Origin of the sequence: Legionella longbeachae, from assembly GCF_004283175.1 — a bacterium.
GTDB lineage: Bacteria > Pseudomonadota > Gammaproteobacteria > Legionellales > Legionellaceae > Legionella > Legionella longbeachae.
This window is the reverse complement of sequence record NZ_RXNW01000002.1, coordinates 275,518-288,351: the sequence shown is the minus strand read 5'-3', so window position 1 is coordinate 288,351 and position 12,834 is coordinate 275,518. Positions and strand designations below refer to the sequence as shown.

Below are 12,834 nucleotides of genomic sequence, written 5' to 3'. Positions count from 1 at the left end.
AAAGGAAAATTTATCACCAAAAAGTAGCTCATATTACATTCATTAATAAGAGCTACTCGTACTATTTATAAAGAGGGAAGTAAGCTTTTACCTGTGACTGGCTGAGTGTAAACGCCACTCTCATATTGTTGCCAGTTTGCGGCAGGTTTAATACCACACTTTTTTGAAACCATGTGCCATCCCGGTTGATTCTTATAACAAGCTGCCTGGATAGGTCCAACTGCCAGAATCATGGCAGTAGCGATTATTAATCCAGCTGCAGATGATTTTATCTTCATTTAAATCTCCTTATAACTTGTCACATTAAAAGACTCGATACGAGTCAATATGATTATATTATGCACAACGAAGATATGCAAATTGGTTCCATTTATTATCATATTATCCTGAATAGCCCTTTTAAGATTGATACAGTACCAATAAAGCAGAATCCGCCTTTAACACTTTGTTAAAGAGATTGGATTATGCTCTCTTTTTCTGGCGTTACAGCAGGCAGTGACGTTTGTACTTTTTTGAGGTATCTTTTGAATTTTTTAACATAAAAATAAGCCGAATTACTGGTTATATCAACAAGCATATAAATACCTGCAATGCCGCAAGGCGTCACTGATGTTGGGATGTAGTTAGGATGATTGCCTAGAGCAAAGTAATAAGACCACGCCAAAGACATAGTACCTAGAAACTCTAAATAGTATGTTACGGCAAACATAGTCAAATAAAATAAAGGTTTTTTTCGTTTTCTAAGAATAACAAGAAAAAACAGATAGCCTAAAAAACCGGCGACATCATTTAATAAAATTAGAGACATAAAACAGACAATAAAAGCAAATTTATGCAAAAATCTCTCAAAATCGACATGATACTTCCATATAAATGGCTGATGGGATATTTGAAATACTATGGCATAAGTGACTGCATGTCCTAGAGGAATAAAAGGAGGAATATTATCCAAATGATACCGATATAAGGTTAATATTTTTGACCCGATTACTTCCGCACAAAAGCTCGTAACGATCATAATTAACATCAACCAATGCAATCTACGGCCAGCAAAATAAAATATCCAACCATACATAAGGAACATGATTACATTATTTATATCTTGTCCCACAAAAAAATGATTAGCAAACCAAGGGCTATCCAAAAATACAAAAGTAGGAGCACCCAATAAAACTGCAGCAATTTGCATTTGAATGATGATATTTTTATTCATAATTTGACAAGCCCTCGTATGAATAATACAAACCCTAATTCACTTCACGGCGAAAAAAATATCCTATTATCACTAAGCGCATAATACAAATCAAAAGCGGATCAAATAGATTTGTCAAGGATCACGCATCAATATCCAGAAAAGATACTGTCTAGTATAGAACACCGCTTGAATTGAATAAAGCAAGAGAGTTCCTTCGATAAAGATTAGATTGTCAATAGTTATCATTATTGTTAAATTAACCTGAGTTTTGTATCAGCGAACGTGGCTTTACTTCGAACCATTCAGACTGAGGAACACTGCCATTGACTTAAGGGGTTTGTCATTTCCGCGAAAGCGGAAAACCATTTCTAAAGAGGCATTAAGCCTCCATCAACATGGCTCCCCCAGCTTTTGTGACGACGACTTTAAGTTCATTATATTAATGGCAGTGCTCCTCAGTCCAAATAGTTCGAGATAGGTACTGAATCTAAATAGATTCTTTAACTGAAACTCACGTTAAATTAATAACTTTAGAATGTATGGGATTTCTGGCTATCATGAACATGAGCATTAAAAATGGTTTTCTATTTCTTCTAAGTCTTTTGAAAAATCCTAATTTATATGTTGCAGCCGTCGTAGGCTCAGTTCCTGGAGGAATTACCGGGGGGGCAGTTGGTGCTTTATCTGGTGCTTTTATTACCCCTCTCTTTGGATTGTTTACCGGATATAAAGATTTACAGTTTGGCATTGATGTAAATTTCATTGTTGGGGGGGCTTTTGGTTTTATTATTGGAACATTCCTTGGAGGTGCTCTAACTGGAAGCATTGCAATTTTTAAAATCTATAAAAGCAAAAGTGATATTGAAACACTTTCTAAAGACAATATTGCAGATATTTTCCTTCCTGCGCTTGGAATTAGCATTGAACTATCCATTGGTATGGCTATAGGTGCAGTAATAGGTAGTTTAAAGTTACTCGGTATAGGGACTGCTGTCGGGGCAGCAACAGGTACTATATTGATTCTTATCACAACAGAAATAATAAAGATGAATGAAAAAAGAAAATTAAAAAAGCATTGAAGGTGAAATTCTTTTTCCAGGAAAATATCACGTTTGTGACATTAAATTTTTGGATTCAATGCAGCACAATGTTTGATTGTTAAAAGCCAAACCTAATGAGTAAGTTGTTTATATTTCTCAACATGTCATCGCTCTAATTATATTTTAAATGGAAGATACATTGTTAAAAGAGTATTTGTTGTAATTAAACGCTCACTCAGTACTTTTGCGATATTATAAGAAATCAATAATGCATCCAGTTCCTTTGAATAAATACGTATCCTGAAGTCCTCGCCTTCAATTTTTAATAACTGGGAATCAACCAACGCACGAACTGATGCGGAACGTTTTCTTTGACCAAATACACATAATTCCCCTATTAAATCTCCTCTTTCACGCGTACCAATCACATGCGGTATCTGGGGATCCGATTTTACTATGCCTTGATATAATACAACTTCTAATTTACCCTGTTCCACAATATACATTGCATCACCAATTTCATTTTGATGAAACAGAAACTCACCTTGACGAAGTTGAACAGGCTCACAACTTGCTAAAAATTCATCAATATATTTTTCATCTACTCCCCTAAATAAGGAACAATTATGTAAATCAAATTCTTCCATGTGACAATCCTTAATCTTTAGCTAATCCAATATTGACCGATTTTCAATTGGATTTAAAATTGATAATATGTGCCTAATGCAATCGTTCTATTGTAAGGTAAACGATAAAACTGAATATCAGGTACAGCATTGCGTATCATGAGAGAAAATAAGTGTTTTTGCCATAAGCACATACCCTTTAGTCTTTCTCTTGTCATTTCTACAAAAACAATCTCTATAAAATACATTAACTTATTTTTATTGATTTCAAACGGTAATTGAACCCTTTGAAACAATTCGTCTAGGATGTTAGGTAAATTAATATTTTCAGTAAATCCAAAACGAATATGGATGAGATAAAATCCTTTTGCTTTCGTAATGAGTTCAAATTTATTTTCGAAAGGTATATAAGGCTTATTTTCAATTTTGACACTTAAAAAAACCATATGCTCTGAAAAAATCCGGTTAAGTCGGAGATGATGTAAAAGACTTTCACCATCATAATCATAAGGATCAATAATATATAACCCTGTTCCAGGTTGTCTTGAAATTTTGTTTTGGTTTAATTCATCAATGATAAATGTATCCATTAAAGCATCCCTATGATGTAATTCACGTAGCTTCTCAAAGCCAAAATGCCATGTATACATCACAAGAATGCCAATTAATGCAATTAAAATTGGAATCCACCCCCCAGTCAAAAACTTGGAGCTATTTCCTGCCAAAAATCCAAGTTCAATAATCAAAATTAAAGGGAAAATGATTAACTTGAGCACATTCCAATGCCAGCAGCGATACGCAATAATCCCTACTAAAATAGTGGTGAGAAGCATATCTAAATTAACAGCAATACCATAAGCATCCGCCAGGCTTGATGATGATCTAAAAGTTATTACAAGTGCACATGTACCTGTAGCTAATATAAAATTTATAAAAGGCAAATACACTTGGCCTTTTTCAATTTTGGATGTATATACAATCTTAATCCTTGGAATGAGGTTAAGTAGTGCAGTTTGCTTTAAAATGGAAAATGCCGCAGAAATAATTGCTTGTGAAGCAACAATCGTTGCAGCCGTAGCCAAAATCACCATTATGGGCAGAAACCAATGCGGGGACAAACTGTAAAATGGATAGCTAATATCTTCTGGATGCATTAATACAAGAGCACCTTGGCCAAAATAACATAAAAATAATCCAGGAAGAACTATAGTAAACCATCCTATTCGAATAGACTTTTTGCCAAAATGTCCTAAATCAGCGAATAATGCTTCACCTCCAGTCATCACTAAAAATATTCCACCCAATATAAAAAGGGCAAAGTCCTTATGTAATATAAAAAAATGAATCGCATAATAAGGATTAACAGCCATAAGTACTTCTGGGTTCTGAATAATTTGTAAAAAACCCAAAGTTCCTATTGTGACAAACCAAATCAGCATAATAGGGGCAAAACAAACGCCAATTTTCCCAGTACCTACTCGTTGCAGCTTAAATAAAAGGACTAAAATAATTAAAGTGACTGGTAGAATATACTTGGCTAAATGTGGCGATAATGGCTCAAGCCCCTCTACCGCACTTAATATGGATATTGCTGGAGTTAATATTCCATCCCCTATAATAAGTCCTATTCCAATAAGGGTAATAAATAACAGCCAAGGCCCTGTTTTTTTCATTTTCTGCCTTAGGATGCCTGCTAAGGCCATAATGCCGCCTTCACCATCATTGTCTGCGCGAAAAACGATCATAAGGTATTTAAAACTGACAATAATGAACAAGGACCAAAAAATGAGTGATAAAATCCCGTAAACATTATAATCGCTAATCGGTAAATAGGTTATTACTTGGCTAAATGCATAAAGTGGGCTTGTCCCTATATCGCCAAAAACTACTCCCAGGGCCGCAAATGATAAACTGAATTGATTTGTTTTCTCTGGTGAGGATTCATCCATCATTTAGGCCTACTCCAATATTAATACCAGATCCTTTGTTATTAAATTGAGTATAGTACTATCTAAAGTAAAAAAGTAAATTTTCTTCACATATCATATACCTAGTGAATTATTTATTAATTTCTATGCCTTCGCCAAGGTTTGCATTCGGTGTTTGGTCGCAAGGATCGGGAGCTCTTTCTCCTTTTTTCATTTTAATCAGAGCTAATGTACTTAAAGACAGAACAGGTATAGCTAGAATTAATGGATGAGGAGTCCATTGAGTTATCAGAATACCAACTAAACCTGAGAGACCAAACTGACAAGCACCCAACAAAGCAGTAGCAATACCCGCTTGTTGCTTGTAGTCCTTTAATGCAAGAGCGGTTGCAGCCCCCATGCCAAGGCCAATACCAAAGGTCAAACAAAGCATTGGCATCATGAAGCGAATTGTGCTAACTTCATGAAAATTAAGAACTATCATCAACAAGCATGAAGTCATCATCAAAATGAGACCACAATAAACTGTCTTTTCTAAAGGAAAAGAATAAGTGAGTCGGGCAGCAAGAAGGTTTGTGAAAAATACCGTCATTGCATTTAGGCCAAACCATAAACCATATTGAGTTGCGCTAAGATGAAGTTGTGTCATGAGAATACCCGAAGATAGGGCACAAAATAAATACAGGCCAAGCAAGTTGACTGCGGCAATGAAAGTATAAAGCCGAAAATCAGGATGCTTAAAGATATTTTTTGTACTACTGACCAGAGAAAAGTTAGATAAATTCTGCTTACAATAGTCATAATCAGGTATGTAACGAAATGCAACCAGACTCATTAAAAGACCAAGTATGATTAAAAAATAAAACTCACTGTGCCAATCGTGAGTCTGATCCAGTAACAATCCACCAATGACTGGAGCAGAACTTGCAATCAATGAATTAGTTCCACATAAAACACTAAAGAGGCGTGCACAAACCGTAGTTGAGTAATTATCCCTTACTATAATAAAGCACAGTAAATAGGTACCACAGGCACCTGCTGCCTGGATGATTCTTGCAATAATCAGAAAGTGTATCGATAAGGCAAACACCGCAAGAACAGAACCGATCAAAAAAAGGAGTGCAGAACATAAAGCGGTTCGTCGACGTCCAAAACGATCGGCTAAAGGTCCTACAAACAATTGCACCAAAGCAACTGTAATCATAAATACATAAAGGCTTGCCTGCATCACGGCACTGTCTGCTTTAAAAAAATAACTCATTTCCGGGATTGCAGGAACAAAAACATCCATAGCAAAAGAGATACTAATAATCAACGGAAATAAGTGCAAAAGACATTGTCTTTCAGTCCAACGAATTGCATTCAATTAATGATAATCCTGTAGCATATTGTTTAATAACAAAATCAGAACAAATAGAATTTAATTATAACAGATTACATTATAATCTGAATACGCCTTAAACGAGTTACTTAAAACTCACAATTTTTATAGTTGTTCCATTTTTGACATAATAAGAGTAAAATTTAACCACTGTGATTCATGCAATGAAGTACTATGCCAACAAATATTAAAAAATTTAATTTAACCTATGATTTAATTCCCAAAGTATTTTCCTTGCCCAAACAACTCTATCTAAACTACGAAAGAATAGCTGCATCAACCCCCGAGGATGTTTTTAAGCAAACCTCAGAGCAAAAAGAATATATAGCTTCGACGATAAAACAACTCAATCTGGATGCAGATAGAACATGTTATGTAGATTTTACAGGCCTTAAAGCATCTCAATTAAAAGCAGAGTGGTTAACAAGAACCCTTGCTGATGAAACAAGAATAACACAAGGAGTTTTTCCAACATTCACTCAAGGGGATAACACGAGCGCGTGCATAAGTGAAATTCTCCATACAACACAAGTTATATCACCGCTTTTTATAAAAAAGAGCGACTCCCTGGCTCAATTAATGGCTTCCACTAAAAGAATTTGTTTTGCTTATCGAACTGATAATGGTGAATCCGCTGGTTTCTCATTAATTGCGTCTCCAGGTGGTGATGCGGATGGAAACCATAAGGGTTGGATCATCTCCACTATTCAAAATACCACTGGCCATTATAAAAATAGAAAAATCACTGTATTGGCATCCTCTAATTATGTGAGTAGTAAACCCCATAAGATGATCGCAATGGACAATCCTACGAGCATCGAAACTGAGTTAAACGATGCGATACATAATGATAAAGTAGTTAAATTAATCAAGCGCATTTTTAATGAAGACGGCTCTCTCAATGAAATTGAGATTAAACGATTAAAATCCAGGATTAAATCATCCATCATTATTGATGATCGCAACAGAAAAGAAGCTCAATTCAACTGCTTACATGAATGGTTACAACAACGAGGCAATACTGACTTACAAGTTGATGTCGCTATGCAGGATATTGATTTTTTTCAAGATGGAATATATGAATTCCATTTAAAGAAAAAATTAGGGGCTCTTGCTGCCGTACTACACCAAAATTCAAAGGCAACCAAAACGAATAGTGAACTGGCACTAATTCTAAACCGCATCTCTACGCGAGTTGCCAGCCTTGAAATGCTCGCAGAAGAATCTTATAGAAACATAGAGTTGGCTAATACTTACAAAGCACTTGCAAATCGTATTAAATTAGAAACAGCAAACTTAACATTTGATGGGACTCGCGCAGATGAAAATAAAATAATATGGCTCAGCCAACTGGATATTGACCAATTAGAAAACAAAATAAAAAAACTTTATGCCACAGATCCTGCCATAAAAAAATATTTCGAAGATAAAAAACAATTAAACCAAGAAATACAAGAACAACTCGCCCAAATCCCTAATCCAGAGAATTATAGTTTTCTTAAACGAAACAGTTTCTCGCTAGGGTTTGGCGCGTTAAGTGGATTATTCACTGCAGCGGCACTGGGGTTTATTTTCTTTGAGCTATTTCCCCCATTAACACTTGCAATAATTCTTGTTGGAGCAGCAGTAGTTATTGGTGGAGTCTTATCTGCTGTTGATATTTACATCAATGAAAAAGAACATGCTGAGAGCATCATTCAATATCATGATAAAGTTTCAAAAATCAAATTAGAACAGAATCAACAATTACAAATGGCGGAACAAAATCTTCAAAAAAGTATTAATTTTGATGAATTATTCGAGCCTGACAGACCTGAGTTTTTATCAATCATAAAGTTCTCTAAAAGAAAACCACTAACCCCTGAGAAAGTAGCCCATGCTTTATGGCTCAATGATAAAGATGCAAAAACCACTTCCATAGCAAAAAATAAATTCGCCCTATGGGCTGCAACGCATGAAGAACTTGGCTTTGGAATTGTAGAAGTAGATAGCGTGATTCAAAGGCAATATAAAATGCAATCTTAAATTAGCATCCCCTAACCCGGTACTATAATTTAAGGATCTGTATAGACTCTGCTTGCGGTAGTTAAAAATATCATCCTTATCCAAAAGCGGCGTTGTTACGTAGTTCAAATACGAATCGTGAACGCTCCTATTGCGTACTATCAGGCACACCTAATTTGGTAAATTTGTTAACAACTTTATCTCTAATAGCTAACTTAGTTAGTGAAACAATTGGATTTATCCATCACATTCCGACAATTCACACCTCCGTTTTAGATGGATTAATTATCTTTTTGATGATATAATGCTCAGTTCGTGCGTTTGTCTGTTTTTCCAAGGAGTACAGTAATGTGGTTTACCTTTGCAATTTCTGCTGCCATTTTATGGGGATTCAATTACGCATTAGCTGAAAAAGTATTACGCAGTATATCACCCGTTACATTATTAGCATTGGAAATGATCATTGGCGCATTATTCTTTACCGGTATTTCTTTTTTTACTACGATGAAAAAAGATGTTCAGGTTTTAGCTGCTGACTCCGGTCTTTTATGGTTAACGATCGCAGAGATCGCCGTATTGCTTCTTGCAAGTTTTTTTATTGCGACATCAATTAACCTAAAGAATGCTACGATTGCAGGTATACTAGAGTTAATCTATCCCTTATTTACCATCATTTTTACCTGGTTTTTATTTAATGAAACTCATGTAAATTCTTCAGTCATCATTGGCGGTTTTTTAATTTTTGCCGGAGTAATCGTAATAAGTCTGGCCTAAAAACGTAATCCGTCATAAATCATTTCGAAAGCGGATCCCTATGTTGATGGAGGAACGATCCTCCGATAGACATGGATTCCCGTTTTCGTGAAAATGACGGAACCATTAAGTAAATAGAACCAGATCCGCTTTTACTACATATAGGCACCTTAGTATGCTTGAGTTGGTGTTTCAAAACATCATAAACGCATCTAAATATTTTTCTAACTCCTTGCTAATGTTCTAAAGCAACAGTAACCGCTTGAGTAAGGATTTTAATCTAGCCGGGCTTGGGAACGCTACTTACATCCTCTACTTGTTTCACGGGCTTTCGCGAAAAAAAAGAACCCATATAATTCAAAATCGACGAGCGACTAGAGCTTGATTCGACTTTCTTTTCAAGTTCTGTTGGTTCTAATGGAGGATACACACTCTCCTGCACCATTTTAAATCCTGAAAAAATACTTTTTAGAACCAGAGGTAAAAGGCTCAACATAATGACCATACTACTTAAATTGGTAGACTCATTAAAGAAAACATAATTTGCCAATGATTGAAAAACAGCGATAGTCAAAGCAATTGCCATAGTATTGGAAATCAGCCTTGAGGCATTTATATTTCGATTATCCATAGGCAAATCAGCACTTTCATTAATTTCATAAAATGAAATCCACAACCATAGTAAATCAAATACAACGCTATACCAATGCTGATGATTCATTTCTGTAACATTTGCGCCTACAGTTTTAGCCAAATCGAAAGTCATTTTCCCACTTTTAAGCGCCAAAGCCATTGTTGGCTTTTCTTGTGAATTAGCTAAAGGAGCAAATTGTTGCACAAACAAACTTTTTGGAAGATTAATATCAAAAAGCTCATAGAAAGTTTTCTTGGAACCAAACAATCTTCTTAACTGCTCTTCGCTTATATTCGATAAAGAATCGACCCCAGGAGCAAAAGTCCCATCATCTGAATGATGTGCTATTACCATATTTGAATTTTTCATCATCATTACATCATTGGTACCATCGCCATTGGCAACAACAAAATAATTATGGTCCTTAAGATAACGAGCGAGTATCCCTTTACCCTCGGTACTCATTTCTGCAAAAATAATTACAGGCCGCTTTGTATGCTCCCTATCCATCAGTTTCTGAAATCGTCTCAGGATCGCTTCATTAATACCTGAAAATATCACCGTCGAATCTGCTGGATAATTTTCTTCGTTTAAAAACTCAAACTCTCCTTTTACTTCCTTTGCACGAATAGTAAGGATGTTTTTTGCATTTTTTGGGCATAATACCTTGGCAATATTTTCTGCAGCCTTGGCAGTATCACCAGTAGCTACAAATACAGGAACACATACTTCCCGGCATTGGGAAATAAATTTTTCCGCACCTTTTTTTATGGGATTATCAATAATAAAAGTACCGTAATACACCATACTCTTAAGTAACGCTGGCTTTTTTAAAATAAATTGTTCAATTTGCTCCTTATCATCCTTTTCCATTAATTCTTGTAAAGCAGAAAACTCATCGCCACTGATTTTACTTCTAGCAATACACCAATCACGGGATAATACCTCCGTACGGCTTTGCATCATTGTATAGGCTTGCAACACGGAAGATTCCTTGAATGAATCTTGATTAGGAACGCCGCAAAAGACTAGAAAATAATCCATCCCCTCCTTTGCCAAGGTAAAACGTCCACCAAACGTACGGTATAAACCTAAATGATATGTCTCAATCTCTTTCTTCTTGTCTTTAATTGTAAGTACTTTTTTAAAATGATTAGTACTAAAAGTAGTTACATCCAAGCATTGTCGATTGTCCAATAAAGATTTGAACAGCTCCAGGATGGCATGCTCTTCGGGCTCCAACTCTTTCTTGTTATTGGTAAATGCCTCGCAAAATACCTCCAGAGAGTCAAGCCATTGATTTTCTGGAGGTAGAAGCAAGCCATCCTTCTCTTTCAGCATCCGTTGCACATCAGGAGCCATATCCGCCGTCCATAAACCTAATACATCCATTCTAGTTGTAGTAAGCGTTCCTGTTTTATCAGAAATGACAGCGACACCATTTGGAAATCGGTCTCGATAATATCCACCCAACGCATTGCATAAATCCACTACACGAAGTGCATCTATAGTTTCTAAAGGTTGATCCCCTAAATTATTGTTTAATACTTTCATCAAACGGCTGTTTACTGTTTCCCTTAAAAAAGCCTCAGAAAATGGAATCATTGTTTGAAAGAGTGTAAACATTAGTTTTAATGTTTCCGCAGGCATTAAACTAATATCTCTTTGCAAAAAAGCGGCCATGATGATGGAACCTAAAATAGAATATAAAACACTCCTTTGCTTGCGTTCCGCAATAATTTCATTAATCACAGCCTTTTTCTCATAGTTACTACTTAATAAAAGCTCTTTTTCAGGTTTAATTTGAATAAAAATATTGTTATTGCCATATAAATTTAATTTATCTCCGACTAAAACCCCTGCCTGTTTGCCCTCTCTAACCGCATATAAATCTATTTTCTTATAGTTCGAAGTAAAATTTAGTTTGGTTTGATGTTCGATCCAAACATCCTCACCATTTTGCGCCTTAAGGTTTACACTAAATTTTTTCTTTTCTAATTCCTGGGTGAAATTATTTTTCCCATCTTGTTTTAAGGCAACAAGCTCCCCAGATACAGGCACACAAGCCAAATCAATGCTGCTGTCACAATAAACCAAATCTCCCGTACGTAATTGATATCGAGGAACGCTGACAAACATTGGGCCATTTGATGTAAATCTTAAAACTTGGTGTAACTTATGATTATATTCATAATCATGATCAAGCTTTTCTTGCTGCACCCCCATTTTTTTTAAGGTAGATGGCGTTAAATCAGCTAATAATGCAGGCAAATTACGGAATTTCTGGACTATTTTATCGGCATGGCGAATATTGTGAGAAATCAGTCCCAATTGAAAAGTACGAGAACTCACCATAAGCTCATTGGCAATAAAATGATTGATTTGAAAATACAAATTCGATATTGGAGTTAGTCCTGCAGAAATAAGTGCCGTATCTGAGCGTTGTGCCCCCCGATTGTATTGAAATCGAACAAGTAATTCCTGTAATTTTTGCGCCAGATAAGAAATTCCACTTGGAACAACCAAGGCACTTGTTCCAAGTGATGCTATTAATGAATATTCATCAGATAATGTGTTATTTAATAAGAACTTAGTCCCTTTAAATACGGAGCTATACATATAAGTTATTGCCGTAACCTCACTAGCTACAGCCAGGGACAATTCTGCCTGAGACGTAAATTTTTTATCTGTAATACGATTCAAAGCACAATAACCTAGTATGGCTGCTCCAAAAAGAAATTTATAGATAAAATCATATTCTGAGCTACCCATTTGGTATTCACTGATATTTTGAGTAAGATAATGACCAAGAACTAAGGCCGCTCCAGAAGAAATCGTAGGCCAAATATATTTTTTAAAACTACTCCAATCCATAGTGTCCAAAGAAAACGTCATAGCCAAAGTATGATACAACTCTTTCACTCGAGCAGAAAAAAAATTTCCTATCCCTTCCACTGTGCTTCTTAAATAAAAAGTGCGATCTGGCTCAATATGCTGCACCAATTGTAATGGTAAGGCTCTATTCCCTTTAGGATTTGTTTCTTGTGAATTTTGTGAGGTGGATTTTAATTTCTTCATGTTGTAAATCCCTTGATCGCGCATAAAATTTTATTGGATAGTTTAATTTCCCATTAAATTCGGGTAAAAGAGATCGCCTACCTTCTGCGGACAAGCCGCAAGACGAAGGAGGAAGTATCTGTCCGGACTTATTGAGAAATTGCTGGATATTTAGATATCATGTTGATAATTAACTTATCTGTATAAAAGGTTCAA

At 35.6% G+C, this 12,834-nt stretch carries 9 protein-coding genes; 3 read left to right on the top strand and 6 right to left on the bottom strand.

Translation table 11 applies throughout. From position 1 onward, the window contains the following. Window positions 1-65 precede the first annotated feature (65 nt). Both EKG34_RS03300 and EKG34_RS03295 read right to left on the bottom strand, forming a co-directional pair. The gene (locus tag EKG34_RS03300) at window positions 66-278 is read right to left on the bottom strand and encodes a hypothetical protein (protein WP_003636005.1); all 213 of its coding nucleotides are present in this window, start codon (window positions 276-278) and stop codon (window positions 66-68) included. Between the two features lie 170 nt (window positions 279-448). Then, window positions 449-1,213 carry a hypothetical protein gene (locus tag EKG34_RS03295; RefSeq protein WP_003636003.1) on the bottom strand — a complete coding sequence of 255 codons (765 nt, stop codon included), beginning with the start codon at window positions 1,211-1,213 and terminating at the stop codon, window positions 449-451. Between the two features lie 539 nt (window positions 1,214-1,752). On the opposite strand from EKG34_RS03295, the gene EKG34_RS03290 reads away from it, so the two are divergent. After that, window positions 1,753-2,274, top strand: coding sequence for a hypothetical protein (locus EKG34_RS03290; RefSeq protein ID WP_080619959.1), 522 nt, complete (start codon window positions 1,753-1,755; stop codon window positions 2,272-2,274). Between the two features lie 137 nt (window positions 2,275-2,411). Here the strand turns inward: EKG34_RS03290 and EKG34_RS03285 are convergent, their stop codons facing one another. The 3 genes from EKG34_RS03285 to EKG34_RS03275 all read right to left on the bottom strand — a co-directional run bounded on the left by EKG34_RS03285 (window position 2,412) and on the right by EKG34_RS03275 (window position 6,155). Then, complete coding sequence (locus EKG34_RS03285; protein WP_003635996.1) at window positions 2,412-2,882, bottom strand: cyclic nucleotide-binding domain-containing protein; 471 nt, start codon at window positions 2,880-2,882, stop codon at window positions 2,412-2,414. A 53-nt stretch (window positions 2,883-2,935) separates the two neighbouring features. Then, a complete protein-coding gene (locus tag EKG34_RS03280; RefSeq protein WP_003635994.1) occupies window positions 2,936-4,813 on the bottom strand; it encodes a potassium transporter Kup in 1,878 nt (625 codons plus the stop codon). A gap of 106 nt (window positions 4,814-4,919) precedes the next feature. Beyond that, on the bottom strand, window positions 4,920-6,155 hold the full coding sequence (locus EKG34_RS03275; protein ID WP_003635992.1) for a multidrug effflux MFS transporter: 1,236 nt from the start codon (window positions 6,153-6,155) through the stop codon (window positions 4,920-4,922). A gap of 189 nt (window positions 6,156-6,344) precedes the next feature. Between EKG34_RS03275 and EKG34_RS03270 the strand changes: the two genes are divergently transcribed. Then, window positions 6,345-8,195: a hypothetical protein gene (locus EKG34_RS03270; RefSeq protein ID WP_003635989.1), complete on the top strand. Its 1,851-nt coding sequence runs from the start codon at window positions 6,345-6,347 to the stop codon at window positions 8,193-8,195. A 327-nt stretch (window positions 8,196-8,522) separates the two neighbouring features. After that, entirely contained in the window at window positions 8,523-8,948 is a 426-nt protein-coding gene (locus EKG34_RS03265) for a DMT family transporter (protein WP_003635987.1), read from the top strand. Between the two features lie 259 nt (window positions 8,949-9,207). On the opposite strand, the gene EKG34_RS03260 is transcribed toward EKG34_RS03265, so the two are convergent. Then, on the bottom strand, window positions 9,208-12,639 hold the full coding sequence (locus EKG34_RS03260; RefSeq protein WP_003635986.1) for an HAD family hydrolase: 3,432 nt from the start codon (window positions 12,637-12,639) through the stop codon (window positions 9,208-9,210). Window positions 12,640-12,834: the final 195 nt, after the last annotated feature.

Coding starts and splice junctions, on each gene's coding strand:
- EKG34_RS03300 (WP_003636005.1), bottom strand. CDS start 278: ATGAAGATAAAATCATCTGCAGCTGGATTAATAATCGCTACTGCCATG.
- EKG34_RS03295 (WP_003636003.1), bottom strand. CDS start 1,213: ATGAATAAAAATATCATCATTCAAATGCAAATTGCTGCAGTTTTATTG.
- EKG34_RS03290 (WP_080619959.1), top strand. CDS start 1,753: ATGAACATGAGCATTAAAAATGGTTTTCTATTTCTTCTAAGTCTTTTG.
- EKG34_RS03285 (WP_003635996.1), bottom strand. CDS start 2,882: ATGGAAGAATTTGATTTACATAATTGTTCCTTATTTAGGGGAGTAGAT.
- EKG34_RS03280 (WP_003635994.1), bottom strand. CDS start 4,813: ATGATGGATGAATCCTCACCAGAGAAAACAAATCAATTCAGTTTATCA.
- EKG34_RS03270 (WP_003635989.1), top strand. CDS start 6,345: ATGCCAACAAATATTAAAAAATTTAATTTAACCTATGATTTAATTCCC.
- EKG34_RS03265 (WP_003635987.1), top strand. CDS start 8,523: ATGTGGTTTACCTTTGCAATTTCTGCTGCCATTTTATGGGGATTCAAT.
- EKG34_RS03260 (WP_003635986.1), bottom strand. CDS start 12,639: ATGAAGAAATTAAAATCCACCTCACAAAATTCACAAGAAACAAATCCT.